Source organism: Candidatus Pelagibacter bacterium nBUS_36 (assembly GCF_051201215.1).
Lineage (GTDB): Bacteria > Pseudomonadota > Alphaproteobacteria > Pelagibacterales > Pelagibacteraceae > Pelagibacter.
Genome location: NZ_CP172839.1, coordinates 589903 through 608554, shown reverse-complemented (window position 1 = coordinate 608554; position 18652 = coordinate 589903). Strand labels below are relative to the sequence as shown.

General features: G+C 27.5%; 23 protein-coding genes, 1 tRNA gene, 1 pseudogene and 1 riboswitch. Of the genes and pseudogenes, 12 read left to right on the top strand and 13 right to left on the bottom strand.

Annotated features, from left to right (window positions below; all coding sequences use genetic code 11):
• The 7 genes from ACIJYI_RS03320 (at position 1) to ACIJYI_RS03290 (ending at position 6122) form a co-directional block, all read left to right on the top strand.
• The gene (locus ACIJYI_RS03320; protein WP_435114681.1) at positions 1-993 is read left to right on the top strand and encodes a putative transporter; all 993 of its coding nucleotides are present in this window, start codon (positions 1-3) and stop codon (positions 991-993) included.
• The gene (gene glpX, locus ACIJYI_RS03315) at positions 993-1940 is read left to right on the top strand and encodes a class II fructose-bisphosphatase (protein WP_435114680.1); all 948 of its coding nucleotides are present in this window, start codon (positions 993-995) and stop codon (positions 1938-1940) included. Before ACIJYI_RS03320 ends, glpX begins: the two co-directional genes overlap by 1 nt.
• The gene (locus ACIJYI_RS03310; RefSeq protein WP_435114679.1) at positions 1937-3232 is read left to right on the top strand and encodes a single-stranded-DNA-specific exonuclease RecJ; all 1296 of its coding nucleotides are present in this window, start codon (positions 1937-1939) and stop codon (positions 3230-3232) included. Before glpX ends, ACIJYI_RS03310 begins: the two co-directional genes overlap by 4 nt.
• 53 nt (positions 3233-3285) lie before the next feature.
• Positions 3286-3630, top strand: coding sequence for a hypothetical protein (locus ACIJYI_RS03305; RefSeq protein WP_435114678.1), 345 nt, complete (start codon positions 3286-3288; stop codon positions 3628-3630).
• Positions 3631-3680: 50 nt separating this feature from the next.
• Positions 3681-3755, top strand: a tRNA-Glu gene (locus ACIJYI_RS03300).
• Positions 3756-3760: 5 nt separating this feature from the next.
• Positions 3761-4015 carry a GIY-YIG nuclease family protein gene (locus tag ACIJYI_RS03295; protein WP_435114677.1) on the top strand — a complete coding sequence of 85 codons (255 nt, stop codon included), beginning with the start codon at positions 3761-3763 and terminating at the stop codon, positions 4013-4015.
• Positions 4008-6122 (top strand): glycosyltransferase, encoded by a 2115-nt coding sequence (locus ACIJYI_RS03290; RefSeq protein WP_435114676.1) that lies wholly within the window; start codon positions 4008-4010, stop codon positions 6120-6122. Before ACIJYI_RS03295 ends, ACIJYI_RS03290 begins: the two co-directional genes overlap by 8 nt.
• Before the next feature lie 10 nt (positions 6123-6132).
• On the opposite strand, the gene ACIJYI_RS03285 is transcribed toward ACIJYI_RS03290, so the two are convergent.
• Positions 6133-7089, bottom strand: a complete 957-nt coding sequence (locus ACIJYI_RS03285) for a site-specific integrase (RefSeq protein WP_435114675.1) — start codon at positions 7087-7089, stop codon at positions 6133-6135.
• Positions 7090-7171: 82 nt separating this feature from the next.
• On the opposite strand from ACIJYI_RS03285, the gene ACIJYI_RS03280 reads away from it, so the two are divergent.
• The 3 genes from ACIJYI_RS03280 to ACIJYI_RS03270 are packed head-to-tail and all read left to right on the top strand — an operon-like array spanning position 7172 to position 8115.
• Positions 7172-7369 carry a DUF6356 family protein gene (locus tag ACIJYI_RS03280; RefSeq protein ID WP_435114674.1) on the top strand — a complete coding sequence of 66 codons (198 nt, stop codon included), beginning with the start codon at positions 7172-7174 and terminating at the stop codon, positions 7367-7369.
• Between the two features lie 49 nt (positions 7370-7418).
• Positions 7419-7856: a GNAT family N-acetyltransferase gene (locus ACIJYI_RS03275; RefSeq protein ID WP_435114673.1), complete on the top strand. Its 438-nt coding sequence runs from the start codon at positions 7419-7421 to the stop codon at positions 7854-7856.
• The gene (locus ACIJYI_RS03270) at positions 7837-8115 is read left to right on the top strand and encodes a methylated-DNA--[protein]-cysteine S-methyltransferase (RefSeq protein WP_435114672.1); all 279 of its coding nucleotides are present in this window, start codon (positions 7837-7839) and stop codon (positions 8113-8115) included. Before ACIJYI_RS03275 ends, ACIJYI_RS03270 begins: the two co-directional genes overlap by 20 nt.
• A 510-nt stretch (positions 8116-8625) precedes the next feature.
• On the opposite strand, the gene ACIJYI_RS03265 is transcribed toward ACIJYI_RS03270, so the two are convergent.
• From ACIJYI_RS03265 to rplM, 7 genes are read right to left on the bottom strand one after another with little or no spacing between them, the layout of a single operon-like run.
• Entirely contained in the window at positions 8626-9477 is an 852-nt protein-coding gene (locus tag ACIJYI_RS03265) for a DMT family transporter (protein ID WP_435114671.1), read from the bottom strand.
• A gap of 16 nt (positions 9478-9493) precedes the next feature.
• The gene (locus ACIJYI_RS03260) at positions 9494-10393 is read right to left on the bottom strand and encodes an AEC family transporter (protein ID WP_435114670.1); all 900 of its coding nucleotides are present in this window, start codon (positions 10391-10393) and stop codon (positions 9494-9496) included.
• Complete coding sequence (locus ACIJYI_RS03255) at positions 10393-11685, bottom strand: homoserine dehydrogenase (protein WP_435114669.1); 1293 nt, start codon at positions 11683-11685, stop codon at positions 10393-10395. Before ACIJYI_RS03255 ends, ACIJYI_RS03260 begins: the two co-directional genes overlap by 1 nt.
• Entirely contained in the window at positions 11682-11909 is a 228-nt protein-coding gene (locus ACIJYI_RS03250; RefSeq protein ID WP_435114668.1) for a hypothetical protein, read from the bottom strand. Before ACIJYI_RS03250 ends, ACIJYI_RS03255 begins: the two co-directional genes overlap by 4 nt.
• The gene (gene argC, locus ACIJYI_RS03245) at positions 11906-12928 is read right to left on the bottom strand and encodes an N-acetyl-gamma-glutamyl-phosphate reductase (protein WP_435114667.1); all 1023 of its coding nucleotides are present in this window, start codon (positions 12926-12928) and stop codon (positions 11906-11908) included. The genes ACIJYI_RS03250 and argC overlap by 4 nt, the downstream gene beginning before the upstream one ends.
• Before the next feature lie 33 nt (positions 12929-12961).
• Positions 12962-13399, bottom strand: a complete 438-nt coding sequence (rpsI, locus tag ACIJYI_RS03240) for a 30S ribosomal protein S9 (RefSeq protein WP_435114666.1) — start codon at positions 13397-13399, stop codon at positions 12962-12964.
• Position 13400: 1 nt separating this feature from the next.
• Positions 13401-13859, bottom strand: coding sequence for a 50S ribosomal protein L13 (gene rplM, locus ACIJYI_RS03235; RefSeq protein WP_435114665.1), 459 nt, complete (start codon positions 13857-13859; stop codon positions 13401-13403).
• A gap of 139 nt (positions 13860-13998) precedes the next feature.
• Positions 13999-14065, top strand: a riboswitch (SAM riboswitch).
• A gap of 2 nt (positions 14066-14067) precedes the next feature.
• On the opposite strand from rplM, the pseudogene ACIJYI_RS03230 reads away from it, so the two are divergent.
• Positions 14068-15396, top strand: a pseudogene (locus ACIJYI_RS03230) (O-acetylhomoserine aminocarboxypropyltransferase/cysteine synthase family protein).
• A 30-nt stretch (positions 15397-15426) separates the two neighbouring features.
• On the opposite strand, the gene ACIJYI_RS03225 reads toward ACIJYI_RS03230, so the two are convergent.
• Positions 15427-16452, bottom strand: a complete 1026-nt coding sequence (locus ACIJYI_RS03225) for a COX15/CtaA family protein (RefSeq protein WP_435114664.1) — start codon at positions 16450-16452, stop codon at positions 15427-15429.
• 43 nt (positions 16453-16495) lie between these two features.
• Between ACIJYI_RS03225 and ACIJYI_RS03220 the strand changes: the two genes are divergently transcribed.
• Positions 16496-16786 (top strand): chorismate mutase, encoded by a 291-nt coding sequence (locus tag ACIJYI_RS03220; RefSeq protein ID WP_435114663.1) that lies wholly within the window; start codon positions 16496-16498, stop codon positions 16784-16786.
• On the opposite strand, the gene ACIJYI_RS03215 is transcribed toward ACIJYI_RS03220, so the two are convergent.
• From ACIJYI_RS03215 to plsX, 4 genes are read right to left on the bottom strand one after another with little or no spacing between them, the layout of a single operon-like run.
• Entirely contained in the window at positions 16787-16978 is a 192-nt protein-coding gene (locus ACIJYI_RS03215) for a 50S ribosomal protein L33 (RefSeq protein ID WP_029454666.1), read from the bottom strand. It abuts the gene before it with no gap.
• Position 16979: 1 nt separating this feature from the next.
• Positions 16980-17351 carry a MerR family transcriptional regulator gene (locus ACIJYI_RS03210; RefSeq protein WP_435114662.1) on the bottom strand — a complete coding sequence of 124 codons (372 nt, stop codon included), beginning with the start codon at positions 17349-17351 and terminating at the stop codon, positions 16980-16982.
• The gene (locus tag ACIJYI_RS03205) at positions 17344-17643 is read right to left on the bottom strand and encodes an HU family DNA-binding protein (RefSeq protein ID WP_435114661.1); all 300 of its coding nucleotides are present in this window, start codon (positions 17641-17643) and stop codon (positions 17344-17346) included. Before ACIJYI_RS03205 ends, ACIJYI_RS03210 begins: the two co-directional genes overlap by 8 nt.
• Before the next feature lie 4 nt (positions 17644-17647).
• Positions 17648-18649 (bottom strand): phosphate acyltransferase PlsX, encoded by a 1002-nt coding sequence (gene plsX / locus ACIJYI_RS03200; RefSeq protein WP_435114660.1) that lies wholly within the window; start codon positions 18647-18649, stop codon positions 17648-17650.
• Positions 18650-18652: the final 3 nt, after the last annotated feature.

The window sequence follows — 18652 nt, the reverse complement described above, 5'->3', positions numbered from 1 at the left end:
ATGTTTAGATTTTTTAAATTAAGAAAATGGTTTATGTGGTCTTGGTTAGGATCCTTGTTGATATTATCATCGTTATGGATTCAAGTGAAAATCGATGTAAAAATTAATGAATGGTTTGGTCAATTCTATGACATGATTCAAAAAGCTCTTGGTAAACCTAATGCAATAACAATCGAAGAATATTGGTCTAGTTTACTTTCATTTATTACTTTGGCTGCAATATATGTTGGTGTTGCTGTTGTGGTAAGTTTTTTTACTTCTCATTACTTATTTAGATGGAGAGCATCAATGGTTGAATGGTACCATAGTGTTTATGATAAAGCACGAAAAATAGAAGGTGCCTCTCAAAGAGTACAAGAAGATACAATTAAATTTTCAAGAATTATGGAAACCTTAGGAACAAGTTTGATTGAAGCTTTAATGATTTTAGTTGAATTTATGCCTATATTATTTGGTTTAAGTGTTGCCATTCCAATTTTCTTTTTTGGTGACTGGGATTATGGTTTAATAGTTGGAGCATTAATTTGGTCTGTTGGAGGAACAATTTTTTTAATAGTTCTTGGTTTAATCCTAAGACTTGTTGGTGTTGAATATGATCTACAAAAAAAAGAAGCAGCCTATAGAAAAATTTTAGTTGTTGCAGAGGATGATGGTTCCATAAGACCAAAAACTCTTGAGGAACTTTTTCATGGTGTAAGAGAAATTCATTTTTTAAGTTATATCAGATATTTGTATTTTAATGTTGGTAGAATTGCTTATCTTCAAGCAAATGTTCTATCTGCATATGTTTTTTTAGCACCAGCAATTGTTGCGGGAGCTGTTACACTGGGTGTTATGCAGCAAATAATAAGAGCTTTTGGAAGGGTAGAGGGATCAATGCAATATATTTTAAAAGCATGGCCAACAATAATCGAGTTAGCAAGTGTTTATAAACGTTTAAGAGAATTTGAGTCTAAGATTAAACAAGATGAGTTTGTTGATGAAAAAATTTAATGACAATAGATAAAAAGTTTATTGATAAATTTGTAAAAATTACATCAAAAGCAGCATTAGCTTCATCATATTTAATTGGAAAAAAAGATAAGATTGGTGCAGATAAAGCTGCTGTCGATGTAATGAGGGTTGAATTAAATAAAATCAATATGACTGGTGAAGTTGTTATTGGTGAAGGAACTTTAGATGAGGCACCTTTATTGTTCACAGGTGAGATCTTAGGAACTCGAAATGGACCAAGCTTTGATATTGCTGTCGACCCAGTTGAAGGTACTAATTTTGTTGCTAATAATTTACCAGGTGGAATTGCTGTCTTAGCTATAGCTGAAAAAGGAAATCTATTTAATGCACCTGAAACCTATATGAATAAAATAGCAACTGGGAAAATAGATAAAGGTTTAATTGACTTAGATTATCCCTTGAAAAAAAATATTAAAAATTTATCTAAATTTAAAGGTAAAGAAATATCTTCATTAACAGTATGTGTTTTAGATAGGCCAAGACATAAAAAAATAATTGATGAACTTAAAGATTTAGAAGTTAACATTAAATTAATTACTGATGGTGATGTTCTTGGTGCTTTGTATGTATCAGATCCTAAATATAAAGTTGATATGTTTATAGGTATTGGAGGAGGTCCTGAGGGTGTATTGGCAGCTTCTGCATTGGATGCTTATGATTGTCATTTTCAAGGTAGATTTATTTTTGATAAGAAAACAGATATAGATGAAGCTAGATCTATGGGAATAAAAGATTTAGATAAAAAATATGAGTTAAATGAAATAATTAGAGGAGACTCAATATTTTGTGCAACTGGCATTACAAGTTGCGATGCTTTAAAAGGTATCACAATTAATAAAGATAAATTTTTATCTGAAACTTTAGTTACACACAAAGATACAAATTTTAAAAAAATAGTTAAATCCAATAATCCTATCAATGAATGATATCTGTTTCTGATAAAAAATGGATTGAAAGAGAAGTTAATAAAAATTTAGTAGAAAAAATTAAACAAGATTTCAATTTTAGTGAAATTCTATCAAGATTAATTATTTCAAGAAATTTTGATCTTGGTGAGATTAATAATATTAATGATGATTTGAAAACTTCTAACGATTTTATCAATAATAATGATTTTAACAAAGCAACAGATTTATTAATAGATACTTTAAAAAATAAAGAGAATATATGTATTTTAGGTGACTATGATGTTGATGGGTCTACATCTACAGCTTTATTAGTACGTTTTTTTAATTATATCAATCAACCACATTTTTTTTACATTCCAAATAGAGTGTCAGACGGTTATGGCGCTAGTAAGAAACTTTTTCAAAAGCTTGTTTTGAAAAAACCAAAATTAATAATTTTAGTAGATTGTGGTTCCACATCAAACGAAGCTATCGATTTCTTAAATAAAGAAAATATAAAATCAATTATAATTGATCATCATGAAATTCATAAACCACATCCAAAATCAAATATTATTATTAATCCAAAAAAAAATAATGGCTATTTAAAATATAACTATTTATGTACAACTGCTTTAACTTATTTTTTTTTAGATATTTTAATAAAAAAAGTTAAATCAAATTTTAATATATCACATTTTCAAATATATGTTTTATTAGCTACAATTTGCGATGTAATGCCCTTAAGAAGAATTAATAAATTAATAGCACTAAATGCATTAAAGGATTTTAATATTAAAAAACATATAGCATTTGAGTCAATATTTGAATTGTTGGGTATTAATAAAAAACTCGAAACAAATGATCTTGGTTTTTTGATAGGTCCTATAATAAATGCTGGAGGTAGACTTGGAAATTCAAGTTTAGGTGTAGAATTACTAATTTCAGATAATCTTAATATAATCAAACAAAAATCTAAAAAACTAATTGAATTAAACAATAAAAGAAAGAAAATAGAAAAAAATATTTTAGATAGTATTAATTTTAAAGAAATTGAATCTAAAAATAAAAATATAATAGTTTATTACGAACCCAACATTAACGAAGGATTAATTGGAATTATTGCTGCAAGATTAAAAGACCATTTCAACAAACCCTCTATTGTAATTACTAATTCAAATAATATTTTTAAAGGTTCTGCTAGGTCAACAAATAATTATAACATTGGTCATTTAATAAAAACTTTAAGTGATAAAAAAATAATTGAAAAGGGTGGTGGTCACAACATGGCTGCAGGTTTTATTATAAAAAAAAAAATATTAAAACCTTAGATGATTTTATTCAAAAAGATTTCTTAAAAAAAAATCTGAATTCTGATTTAATATTGAAATATGATTTAGAATTGTCTTCATCTTCGATTAATACAAGTTTTGTTGAAGATGTTAATAGATTAGGACCTTTTGGCAATTCTAACCCATTACCAATTTTTTTATTTAAAAATTTAAAGATTATAAAAACATTAATTTTAGATAAAAAACATATCTCAGTGATTCTTAAATCTTCAACTGGACGATCTATTAAAGCTATTTGTTTTAATTGTATGATTTCTAATGTTGGTAAATACCTGACTACATATAAAAAAAACATTAATGTTATCGCTCAAATACAAGAAAATATTTGGAATAATAAAAAATCAACACAGTTAAACATTAAAGATATTTTAATTTAGCTTTATAAGACTTGATATATTTAAACTTTTAAAATAAAAGATCTGTTTGTGGTCCCTTCGTCTATCGGTTAGGACAGCTGGTTTTCATCCTGCAAAGGGGGGTTCGATTCCCCCAGGGACCGCCAATATTATGGTTTTTTACGTTTATATGCTGAAATGCATAAGTGATAAGATTAAAAAGACATATGTAGGTTATACAAACAACCTATCTTTAAGATTAAATAAACATAACTCAAATAAAGGGGCTAAGGCGACTCGTGGCCTCAAATGGAAAATCATATATAAAAGAAAATTTAATACGAAAAACGATGCAATGTCATATGAATATAGATTAAAAAAAGATAAAGTGAAAAGAAACATAATTTTAAAAAATTTTAATGAATAAAATTTCTATAATTTTACCTTATAAAGAAAATTTTTCTCCAACGTATGCTGGTGCAGTATCACTACATGTTGAACACATATCATTAAATAGTATTTTCAAAAAAAATATTCATGTATTTGGTAATACTAATTTTAAGAAAAAGTTTAAATCAAATTATACAAATATAACTTTTAATCGATTATTTTTAACAAGTAATCAAAAAAAATATATTAAAAAATTTATTGAGATAGAAAATCTTAACCCATCATCCTTAATTGAAATACACAATCGACCTCTCTATTTAAAACAATTGACTGAAAATTTAAATCGTAAATTTGTTTTTCATTATCACAATGACCCATTAACTATGAATGGTTCAAGATTGGTTAAAGAAAGAATTTTTATGATTAATAATTGTGAAAAAATAATCTTTATTAGCAATTGGGTTAAAAAAAGATTTTTAAAAAACATCAACGAAAATTATATAAATGAAGATAAGTTTATGATAATTAATCATTCCATAAATAAGAAAAAAATTAATTTTGCTAGAAAAAAGAAAATAATTACTTTTGTAGGAAGATTAAATTCTTCAAAAGGATATGATATTTTTGGTAAAGCAATTATTAAGATTTTAGACAAACATAAAGATTGGCACGCACATGTCGCTGGCGACGAACCAAGAGAAAAACTTGATTTTCACCATGATAGATTGATTAAACATGGTTTTATTAAGCATGATGAAATTTTAAAATTATATGAAAAATCTAGTATAGCAGTTACTTGTTCTAGGTGGGAAGAACCTTTTGGAAGAACAAGTTTAGAAGCCTCATCTAGGGGTTGTGCTGTAATTGTAAGTAAAAGAGGTGGCTTAGATGAAACAGTTACAGATGCTGTAAAATTAAAAGAACTTAATAACAATATACTCTTTAAAGAAATCAATAATCTTATCAAACAAACAAAAAAAAGAAAAAATTTACAGATATTGTCTTACAAGAATTTTTATCTAAATCACAAATACATTGCTAATATAACTGACAAATATAGATCAGAAATATTTCACAAACTAAAGATTAATAAAAATAATTTAAAAATTGTTCATGTAACTAACTTTAATAATAGATATGAGGGAAGACTTTTCTACAATACAAGTAAAAGATTAAATAATGGCTTGATTTCATTGAATCATGCGGTCCTTGAAATTAGCGATCGAGATGAAACTCATTATAATAAAACTATAAATGATATTAGTGGTGAAAAAAAACTTAATAATAAATTAATTAATGTATGTGAGAATTTTAAACCTGACTTAATATTATTGGGACATGCAGACAAAATAAGATTAAAAACATTGGAAAAAATAAAATCTTCATTACCAAATGTCAAAATATCCCAATGGTTTCTAGACCCTATAACCAAAAAAGGGCCTGATTACATTAAAAACAAGAAAAGACTTTTAGATAAAATTTCAGTGATCGATGCCACATTTATAACAACACATCCTAATGAAATAGACTTTATCAATAACAAAGACAAAGTGTTTTATATTCCTAACCCTGTAGATAAATCTATAGATAATCTTAATATTTCAAGAAACAAAACACCTAAATATGATATTTTCTTTGCTTTGAGCCATGGCGTTCATAGAGGTATCCTCAAAAAAGGTAAAGTTGATGAACGTGTTAAAGTGCTTAATTTAATTTCTAAACAAAAAAATATTAAATCTAATTTTTTTGGATTTAAAAAAAAACAACCTATTTGGGCTAATACTTTTTTAGATGAATTATCAAAATGTAAATTAGGTTTGAATCTAAGCAGAGGTAAGCCAGTACAGTATTATAGTAGTGATAGAATAGCTCAATTTATGGGAAACGGTATACCAACATTAATTGATTACAAAACTAATTATAAAAATTTTTTTAATAATAATGAAGCTATATTTTATAATAATAGTAAAGACTTAATAAACAAAATTCTATTTTATAAAGATAAACCTCACTTATTAAAAAAAATTGGTGAAAAAGGTAAGAAAAAATATCATAAATATTTTAGCAATAAATTGATCTGTGACTTTATGATTAAGAAGAATTTTGAAATTGATTATAAAAAAAATTTTTTTTGGGAAAAATAAATTTTATTTATTAAAATTTAATTTTATTTAAAGCATTGTTCTTAAATAAATTAGCTTCTTTAATATATCGTCTAACCATTTCAGTTGATTTGTGACCTGTCATAGCCATTATTGTTCTTTCTTCTGCACCAGACTCTGCTGCAGAAGTTGCAAAACCTGATCTTAAACTATGACCAGAATAATTTTTACTATCAATTCCTGTTTGTTTTAAATATTCTTTTATAAGTAAGGCTACAGTTTGATCTGTTAATCTTTTTTCTGATAATTTAGACCCCTTTATAAACCTTCTAAATAATGGACCTGAATTTATTTCGCTAATTTTTAACCATTTTTGTAAAGATATAACAGGACAATACTGTGAGTTATCAAAGTAGGGTAGTCCCTTTAATGAACTTTGTCCAAATTGATCTGTTTTTGATTTTCTTAATGTTATTTTTAGACCTTCTTGAACAAATTCTAAATCATCATAATCTAATGATACTATCTCATTTCTTCTAAATCCTCCTGAAAACCCAATTAACAAGATAGTTCTATCTCTTAATTTTACTGTTTCATCTTTATTTTGCTTATCTATTACATTAATTATATTTTTTAAATGATTGATTAATATGGGTTTTTTGCCTTTTTGAATACTACCTTTTCTTCTCTTTATACCCATCATATTTTCAACTATTGAAGGATGTTTTGTGTCCAAATAATGCCCTTTTAACTTATGCACAACACCTATTGAAACCAATCTTCTCTTTAAAGTGCTCATTTTAACATCATTAGTTGATAAGTGAGTCAAGTATAACGAAATTATTTTAGGTTCTGAAGGAAGAGATTTAAATCCATTCTTTGCACAAAACAAACCAAAATGATTAAAGTCAGATTTGTAAGCTCTTACAGTATTATTTGATTTTGAACTTTTTAGATTTAATAACGTTTCTTCTTGTAATGCTTTTATATTAGTTGTTATATTATTCATCTCTATTACTATTGATAACCATTAATTATCGTTAGTAATAATATAATAGATTTCTAATGTCAATAAGAATATTTTAATATTTATGATTAAAGATTCTAAGGAACATCTTAATGAAATCAATGAAACATACTTGCAGCATATGGCTGTAGCTTTTAAAATTGCTATTAATATGTTTTTAACAAGTATTATTTGCTTAATACATGGTTTTATACCAGGCCTTTTTAAAAAAACTGCTAGCAGCCAAATAACTAAAATGTATGAAATAGTTTCAAGAAATTAATTAAGATAAATCAATATAATCAATTAATTAGATAAATTAATTAAAGTAAATGATTAGAAAATTAGAACAAAAAGATAAGGAAAATTGGACAAAACTGTATAATAGTTATGCAGATTTTTACAAAGCTCCAATGAATAACAGGATTTTAGATACTCTTTGGAGCTGGATTCAAGATGAAACCCATATTATTAATGGTATTTGCTTTGAATTAGAGGGTAAAATAGTTGGTATTGCTCATTATAGAACAATGCCAAGACCAATTAAGGCTCAATATATTGGTTTTTTAGATGATTTGTTTGTAGAGCAAGAATTTAGAGGTCAAAAAATAGCTCAAAAGCTTATTAATCATCTAAAATCCTTATCTAAAGCCAATAATTGGAATGGAATTCGTTGGATCACCCACTCTTCCAACGAAAATGCAAAGAAATTATACGATAAAATAGCTAATAACACAGGTTTTGAACTCTATGAACTTAAAGGGGACTAAGTTTCAGCTAAAAGTCTGGAATTACTTAAGGAAAATACCCAAAGGTAAAGTTAAAACTTACCTGGATGTTGCTAAAGCTATTGGAAAACCTAAGGCTTTTAGAGCTGTTGCTAATGCAGTAGGTAAAAACCCTTATCCTCCCAAAATACCTTGCCATAGAGTGATCAGATCTGATGGCAGCCTTGGTGGTTATTCTGGAAAAGGTGGAATTCCTCAAAAAAGACGATTATTGATGTCAGAAAAAGTATTCATTAAATAGCTTTTTTGATATGTATAATCATTAAATTAATGTCTAAAATAAACGCTTTTAAGCTATTTTGGTCGTTTTTCCTGTAAATACTATCACACACCCTTCAGTTGTACTAGATATCCATCTTTGCCTAAAATAAGGTGTTCTATGGCCCTTTAAAACGTATATTCTAATAGTGCATTGCTCTAGTTTTCAATAATAACAATACTTTAAGAAGACCCAAAAATAGCGTTCTTTTAAGTAATTTTCAGCTACCCTTCTTACTCTAAAGCTCAAAAATTCATGTTTAAATCATTATAATCATCTAAAAGTGTTGATATTAAATGATTTTAGTTTGTCTTAAAATTATGCGTGTATTTTTATTTTCAAAATATAATACTTTCTATAAATAGTATAATTTTTCTACTAATTTTTGACATTATTTTTATAAATAATAAAAGATAAAAAACTAATAATTACAGTCGTTTATAATAATAATATAATATAATACATTAGTATATAGTAAATAAATAGTTACTATTAATTGAGTATATTTAGGATGTACTCTCTTCTAGATATATAAAGACCACTAAGGACTATTATGAAAAGACCTAAATAAGTCCAATTATTAGGTAGTTCATTGAAAATATAATAGCTAATTATAATATTGGTTATAATCTCAGTATAGCCTAAAGGAGCCAATTTAGAAGCATCTGCGTATTTGAGTGATAAAATGATAAAAAGATGTGCTAAAGAGGCTATAAGACCGATTATAGCCATCATAATCCACTCATTTAGGGTTGGATTAACCCAAACTGAAGGTACAAATAAACTAATTATTGCTAGCCCTACTACACCAGTAAACAAGAGCGTTAAAAGTGAATTATCTGAAGTACTTAATTTTCTAGTAATCACTAAATAGAAACCATAACAAACTCCACAGGCTAAAGCAGCTAAAGTTGCTAAATTTACCTCTATAAAACCAGGTCTAATAACAATTAAAGTACCTAAAAAACCCACAAGTACAGCTGACCACCTTCTAATACCCACCTTCTCTCCTAGAAATATTGGAGATAAAGCAGTGCAAGTTATGGGAGCAACGAATGCTAATGTTAAAGCTTTTGGAAGCGAGATAACTGATATTGAATAAAAGAAACACAGTGTTGAAAAAGCTAAAATAACACCTCTTATTAACTGAAGCTTTGGTCTTTTGCTCCAAACAAGAGTTTCTCTATAAAATAAAACCATTAAAGAAAGAGTGAATACAACAGTGAAAAAATACCTGGCCCAAGTTATCTGAAAAACATCCATTGTAAGACTTAGATATTTAGCAATTGCATCCATCACTGGAACAATCATCCAAGCAGTAGCATTTAAAATTATAGCCTTCATAAAAGAAGGATACTGCTTAATAGAAGTATTTTAAAGCAAAGAATAATACAATTGGTATTGTTATCAAAGACATAATTGTTGATACAACAATGGTGCTTGAAATATTATCAACAATTTCTTTTGGTGAATACATTGACGCTACCAAATAACACAATATTGCACTAGGCATTGAAGACTGCAACAACACAACACCAGCTGCTACACCAGTTAAATTGAATATCTTTATAACTACAAAACCAATAAAAGGACCAATAATTACTCTTCCAGTTGAAGTAATTAGGGCATCTTTAAAAGAAAATACCTTCATTTGAGTAAGTGCTACGCCCAAAGACATTAAAATCATAACAATCATACCGTATGCTAATAACATTACAGTATTCATAACAAACTGAGGGATAGGCTGTTCAAAATATAATAACAAAACTGTGAATACAATTGCGTAAAATGCAGGACTCTTAAAAATTGTTTGAAAGTCAAATGCTCTCTTGGCTAAAAAAATGTTTAAAGTAAAGTGAAGTAATACTACAAGAGATGAAATTGCTGCAGCAATACCCATGCCCATTTCACCGTAAGCAAATAAACAAATTGGAATACCCATGTTACCAGTGTTAGGTAAAATGAATGTTGGCAATTCTCTAATATAATCTTTTCTCATAATAATTAAAAAGATTAAACCAACAATTCCAAATGTAGTTAAAAGTATTATTGCATAAATAAAAAATTCTCTAAAAACATCAAAAGTTACACCTCCAGCAGTTAAAGCAAAAATTACTAGTGCTGGTGTACCAAAGTTGCCAGAATATGTAGTTATAAACGAGGTATCAAAATTTGGATTTTTTTTTCCTAAAAAAACACCAATACCAACAATAAAAAATACTGGAAATAAAACTTCAAAGAGCTTTAAATAAATATCCATTAACCTAGCAATCTTATTAGTGCAGGTGGTTTTAGGATATTTTTATTGCTCTTAAATATGGATAAACAATTACTACAATTAAGCTCAGAAGTTTTGTGAGTAATAATAATAATTGTTGCTTTATTATTCTTTTTATCAGGTGTTTGAATAAGTCTTTTTACTGATATCTTATATTTAGCTAATCGATTGGTAATTTGAGATAAAACGCCTGGTTTATCTTTTACTTCAAATCTTAAATATAGAGAATTTACATAATTATTAATATTATAGTTTTTTAATAATTTAAGTTTAGATACAGAAACTCCTAAAGGATTTTTAATATTTCCCCTTAAAATAGATAACAAATCAGATAACAAAGCAGATGAAGTTGGGCCTGGACCCGCACCTTCTCCTTGTAAAATACTTTCGCCCACAGGTTTTCCCTCAGTAATAACAGCATTCATAACACCAGTTACATTACCAATATATGATTTCTTGCTTACAAGGCATGGATGAACAGTTTCAAAAAGTTGATTATTCTTTAATTCTGAAATTCCTAATAATTTAATTCTTAAATCCAACTGATTAGCAATTTTAATATCTTTAAGTTCAATTTTTTCAATACCTTCCATTAAACATTTATGTTTAGAAATTTTACTATTAAAAGCTAATGCAGATAAAATTCTTACTTTTGCAAAAGCATCAAAACCGTTTAAATCAAATTTAGGATTACCTGGTTCAGCGTAACCAAGTTTTTGTGCTTTTTTTAGAACATCTTTAAAACTTTGATTAGAACTTTCCATTTCAGAAAGTATATAATTGGTAGTCCCGTTTAATATACCATATACTTTAGATATCTTATTAGTAGCAAGCCCTTCTTTGATAGTTCTTAATATGGGTATTCCACCGGCAACAGAAGCTTCAAATTCCAAATTTACATTATTTAATTCAGCAATTTTAGCTAGGTAATTACCATGTTTAGAGATTAAGGCTTTATTTGGAGTTATCACATGAATTTTCTTTTTTAAAGCTGTTTCAACAACCTTTTTTGAAATTCCGTCTGCCAACCCAATAGCTTCAAATAAAATATCAACTTTTTTTTTGTTAAAAATTTCTAAAGGATTTTTAAAAAAAATTTTATTATTAACTTTAAACTGTCTTTTTTTTTTAATATTTTTAGCAGAGACGGCAACAACATTAATCTTTTTTCCAGTTTTAAGTTCAATATCTTTTTTTTTTGTATTTAATTCATTGAGTAAATAAATACCAACTTGGCCAAGCCCTACTACAGCAATATTTATTATATTTTTCATTTGCTTATATCTGGATATTTACTTTTTTTTGTATAGCCATCTATATAAATATAATACTCCTCAACTGTCATTGTTGTTATATCTTCAGACTTTTTTAATATTTTTGAATAATTTTTTTCAACATCATTTCCTTTAACAGCATCTTCTGTCCAATATTTAGAATCTTTGTTAATTGAGCAATTACCAAAGAATATAAATAAACAAATAATAAAAACATACCTCATAACAAGCCGCTTTTAATTGGAAAGTTAAATTTAATATTTAAATTTTGCACAGCTTGGCCTGCCCCACCTTTAATTAAGTTATCTATTGCAGAAAGAATAATAATTTTGTTTTTATATTTCGATTTACACACTGATATAAAGCAATTATTTGTGTTAATAACATCATTTGTGCTTATTAAACTGTCGGCTTTTAAAATTTTAATAAAATGATTTTTTTTATAAAAATCATAAAGTTTTTTTATTATTTTTGATTGTGTCACATCTTTTTCCAAATCAACATAAATAGTGCTGAGAATTCCTCTAAACATAGGTGTCAAGTGTGGAGTAAAATTAAAATCTAATTTTTTTTTAGTAAATTTTTTTAACATTTGTTCAATTTCTGAGTTGTGACGGTGATAGCCAACTCCGTATGCACTTAATGACTCATAAAGATTTTTATCTTTAAATTTAATATGAACACCTCTACCAGCTCCAGAATATCCAGATTTAGAATCCATAACTATATTTTTAACCTTTATTAAATTATTTTTAAACAAAGGTATTAATGGTAATAATATAGAAGTTGGGTAGCAACCTGGACATGAAATAATTTGGTGATTGCTTATATCATTTCCATTAATTTCAGGAAGAGAGTATAAACTTTTTTTAATTAGATTTTTTGCTCTATGTTTTTGTTTGTACCACTTTAGATAATCAGATGATTTTTCTAATCTAAAATCAGCAGCTAAATCTATTAGTGTAGTATTTTTATTTAAATGTTTTGATATATCTTGAGCCTCACCATTAGGAAGCGCTGTAAAAACAACATCAATATTTTTTAAAAGATTTTTATTAAATTTAATGATTTTTGGTAATTTTTTATTCAAAAAAGATTTATCATAATTTGAAATCTTCTTTCCCACAGAGCTATTTCCACACAAATATTTAATGTTAATATATTTGTGTTTAACTAATAACTTAATTAATTGAACTCCAATATATCCAGTCGATCCAGCAACTAACGCATTAAGCTTAGGCATGATTTATTATAACAGTTTAAAATTAAAAAAAAATTATCTTTTAGAGAATTGGAAGCTTCTTCTAGCTTTTCTTCTACCTGGTTTTTTTCTTTCAACAGCCCTAGAATCTCTGGTAGTAAGCTTTTCTGTTTTTAATGTAGCTTTCAAATTTTCATCAAACATTACTAAAGCTTTTGAAATACCATGAACCATAGCACCAGCCTGACCAGTTGGACCACCACCACTTACACTGCATCTAACATCATAATCTGTTGATTGATTAATAATATCAAAAGGTCTTGTTATCTGAAGATGATGAAATTCACTTGAAAAATATTCATTAAATAATTTACCATTAACGTAAATTTTACCTGTACCTTTTTTTAACCAAACTTTAGCTATTGATGTTTTTCTTCTACCAGTTGCATATTTACTATCTTTAAAATCTAATTTAAGTTTTGGTGTTTTTGTGACAGCTTGTGTATTTTCCATATTAGTTTCTTGCTAAGTTTTTACTGTTTAATTTACCTAATTCAATTATTTGAGGATTTTGTGCTGAATGAGGATGGTCACTTCCAGAATAAATTTTTAATTTTGTCAATTGCTTTCTACCTAAAACTCCACCTGGTAACATTCTTTTAACTGCTAATTTTAGTGTTTCACCCGGTTTCTTTTCGTGCAGTTTTTCCGGTGTAGTTTCTTTAATTCCACCTGGGTGTCCAGTATGTCTATAATAAATCTTATCTTGAAATTTGCTGCCTGTAAATTTTGCATGTTCAATATTTTTGACAACTACAAAATCACCATGATCCATATGAGGAGTGTAAGTTGATTTATTTTTGCCTCTAATTATTTTAGATATAACTGTAGCAAGTCTTCCAACCACAGCATTAGTTGCATCAATTTCAAACCATGATGATGTTATTTGGTCTTTTTTTACAAATTTTGTCATTGTGCCAGGATTAATACTATTATTAATTACAAAGTCAATTTGATATTTAGCTTGCAATATAAGACTTATCTGTTAAAAAGACTTCGCCGATTTGATCCTATTGCGGGCATAAAACTGCTAAACAGGAATTTTACATTACATTATCGGTAGGCATTTGAACTATATTGTGCGCCTTTCATTAAGTTAAAGCACTAAAAAAGGAGTTAAAATGAGTACAAAAAGAAACAATCCAGAAACTATAGCTATACATGGTGGAGATTATAGAAGCGACCCTGCTACTAATGCAGTAGCAGTTCCTATCTATAGAACTACTTCATATCAATTCAATAGCACTGAACATGCAGCAAATCTGTTTGCTCTAAAAGAGTTTGGTAATATTTACACAAGAATCATGAATCCGACCAATGATGTGCTAGAAAAAAGACTTGCTGCACTTGATGGTGGTTTAGCTAGTTTAACAGTCTCGTCTGGGCAAACAGCTTCAACTTTTGCAATTTTAAATGTTGCTCAAGCTGGAGATAATATTGTTAGTTCAACAGATCTTTATGGTGGAACAGTGTCTTTATTCACACATACATTAAGCAAACTTGGTATTGAGGTAAGATATGCTGACCCATCTGATCCAAAAAACTTTGAAAAAGCAATTGATGATAAAACAAGAGCTTTTTATGGTGAAACATTACCAAATCCATACTTAAGGGTTTTTCCAATTAAAGAAGTTTCTGATATTGGAAGAAAATATAACATACCATTAATTGTAGATAACACTGCAGCACCAGTAATTTGTAAACCATTAGAACATGGAGCAGCAGTAGTAGTGTATTCACTTACAAAATATATAGCTGGTCACGGCACTGTTGTTGGTGGAGCTTTAGTTGATGGTGGTAATTTTGATTGGACTGCAGACCCAAAAAGGCAGCCTCTTTTTAATGAGCCAGATGCTAGTTACGGTGGTGTGGTATGGGGAAAAGCTGTACCTGAATTAACAGGAGCAAATGTTTCTTTTGCTGTTAGAGCAAGAGTAACATTGTTAAGAGACCTAGGATCTGCACTATCACCTGACAATGCTTTTGGTGTGATTTAAGGATTGGAAACTGTAGCTTTAAGAATGAAACAACATTGTGAAAATGCTTCAAAAGTTGTTGATTATTTGAAAAAACATAAATCAGTTGAAAAAGTGATTTATTCCACAGAACACAATGAGGAAATATCCAAACGAGCAAAAAAATATCTTAAAAATGGTAATGGTGCATTAGTAGGTATTGAGTTAGCAGATGGTATTGAAGCTGGAAAAACATTTATTGAGTCTTTAAAAATGTTCTACCATGTAGCAAACATTGGAGATGCTAGAAGTTTAGCAATACATCCAGCAACAACTACACATAGTCAACTAACTGACGATGAGTTAGCAGCAGCCGGTGTAACACCAGGATATGTTAGATTATGTATTGGTTTAGAGCACATAGATGACATCATTGATGATTTAGATCAAGCCTTAGACAAATCGTCAAAAGGTAAATTAAAAGCAGTTAGTTAATTTTTGGATACATATGTCTACAAATAGAAACTAATTAATCTTTTCTTTATATTTAGATATGTAAAGAAAATACAAAGTTGAAAAGATTATCAAAACAGAATTTATCTGGTGTAAAGATGCATAAATAATTTTTACTCCAGATAAAATAGTAAGTATTCCTAAAATAACCTGTAATAACAAACATATACCAATAACTAAAATTGGTTTTCGAAATATCTTATTTCTATCCATAAAAACTAAAATTAATAAATAAATATAAATTAAGACAATCAAGTAAGCCAAATTTCTGTGAATAAACTGAACTATAGATGGATTATCAAATAAAGTAACATTTAATAATTCAATTAAATTAGTATCATCTGGAAAGTAAGAAGAGCCCATTAAAGGCCATGTGTTGTAAATCATACCAGCATCCATACCAGATACAAATGCACCTATAATTAATTGTAAAAATAATAAAAATAAAAATAATTTAATTGAATATATTTTTATGGAAATTTGGTTAATCTTTAGATTGGTGAGCTGAAGAAAATTCCAAAAAACTATAGATAAAATTATAAAAGCTGTAACCAAATGTATAGATAATCTATAATGACTTACATCAACTCTATTAACTAATCCGCTAGATACCATATACCAACCAAAAAATCCTTGTAAGCAAACTAAAAAAAAGATAATTCCATATTTTTTTAATACCCAAAAACCATGCTTTATTGTGAAATAAATTAGTGGCAACAACACAGATAAACCAACTAATCTACCTAGTTGACGATGAAACCATTCCCACCAAAAAATAACTTTGAATTGATTTAAAGTCATATCGGAATTTTGTTCACTATATTCTGGTATTGTTTTGTAAAGATTGAAATAAGTTATCCATTTTTCATCAGTTAAAGGAGGAAGAAAACCGACAAATAACTCCCATGTGGTTATAGATAAACCTGAATCAGTTAATCTTGTTAGACCTCCTACCAAAATAATAAGAGTAATTAACAACAATAATATGATTAACCAAATTTTTAATTGATGATTTAAACTATTATTCAGACTGTACATGTATAGATAAATATAATAATTATTAATTAATCCAATAAATTAAATGTCGCCTAAAAATAAAAAAAAATTAGATTTAATAAGAGTAAAACTCGATAAATTAGATAATAAGCTTCTTTCTCTAATTAAAACTCGAACAGGCTTAGTAAATGAAGTCCTAAAATTAAAAGAATTTCAAAAAGAGATAGTAGATAAGAAAAGGATTAATTTTATTTTAAATAAGATTAAGAAAAAATCTAACAAACTTAATATTGATCCAAAAATTACAAACCGCATTTGGAAAAATATGATTTGGTCTTACATAGACTATGAGAGAAGAAACTTTAAAAAAAAATAACTATTTGCTGTGTGGTGGAAGTTTCTTTTCCACAAACATTTCGTGTTTTCTAGTATCTGGATTATATTTTTTAGCAGAAAGTTTCACTTTTGCTTTTTCACCACCGGCAGGTTTCTTTACATAATAAAAAAATGAGCTATCAGGTTTAGCTTCTGGAACTAGTCTTACTTTTACGTGTGTTTTTTTTGCCATATTATTTTAAATTTTTTAAATTTTTAACAATTTTAGAAATTTTTACTAACTTATTTCTTAAATTATCAGCTTTTATAGAATTATTTGCCATTTCGTCAAGTTCTAAAGTCTCCTCACTATTTAGTATCTTTTTTACACCATTAATCGTCATACCCTGTTCCTTAAGGAGAAACTTAACTTTCTTAAGAATGTTTATACAATCTTGATTATAATACCTCCTATTTGAATTTAAAATTTTAGGTTTAATTTGCTTAAATTGTGTTTCCCAATATCTAATTGTATGAGTAGGTAAAATACCTTTTTTATTGGATTTTAGATTTAGTATTTTAGCAACCTCACCTATTGTTTTGTAAGCATTATCAGTTTTATCCATTGTCTTTTAAATTTACAAATTCTTTAAATTCTTTAGACGGTTTAAATAAAACAACTTCCCTGCTGGATATTGTCTTAGTTTCTTTAGTTTTTGGATTTCTTCCTATGCGAGATTTCTTTTCTCTTATTGTGAAAGTTCCAAATTTAGATAATTTAAGTTTTTTTTCTGATTTAATATTGTTTACAATAGTTGATAAGAAATCTTCAATAAGGTTTTCTGAGATTTGTTTTGAAAAACCTAGTTGCATATAAACTAAATTAACTAAGTCTTTTTTAGTTAAGTTTATTCTCATTTCTTTAAATATTCTGTTTTATCTTTTTTATCAAATTACCTCTTACAATTCTATGACAAACATCCAAGGAATTGGAAAACCCTATAAAATCTGTACCTCCGTGGCTTTTAACAACAGGCGAATCTAAACCTATAAAGATAGCCCCATTATATAATCTTGGATCCAATCTCTTTTTAAATTTATTAAGACTCGATATGTTTAAAAGCGATGAAATTTTTCCAATTAAAGATCCTGTCATTGCTTTTTTAAGTTCCTCTGTAATAAAATTTGCAGTTCCTTCAGCAGTTTTTAAAGCTACATTCCCAGTAAAACCATCCGACACAATGACATTAACATTTCCATCCATTAAATGATTGCCCTCAATATAACCATCAAAATTATAGTTATCAGATTTCTTATCATTTAAAATTTTATAAGTTTCTTTTATAATTTCATTTCCTTTAAGCTCTTCAGAGCCGATATTTAACAATCCAACATTTGGTTTGTCATCAGGATATAAAGATGTGTAAAGAGAAGCTCCCATTATTGCAAAATCTAATAAATTTTTAGAACTACATTCAATATTTGCACCTAAATCTAATACAACACTCATGTTTTTTTTATTTGGCCACAGTGCAGAAAGTGCTGGTTTGTCAATATTTTCAATCATTTTAAGATTTAATTTTGCAATAACTAATAGAGCTCCAGTATTACCTGCTGATACAACAATATCAGCTTCTTTATTTTTTACACTATTGATTGCTAGCCACATACTTGTGTCTTTGCCTCTTTTGGCACCCTCTAGAGGACTATCCGTACTTTTAACAACATTCTTTGTATGAATTATTTCATAGAAATTTTTATCAATTTTTTTTTGTAATAAAGGAACTATTTTTTCTTCGTCACCAAATATTTTAAAAAAAATATCTTTATTTGACTTGTGATTTAAAATAATTCCATCAATAACTTTTTTTGGTGAATTATCACCACCCATTGCATCTACTGCAATTTTAATCATATCTGACATTTA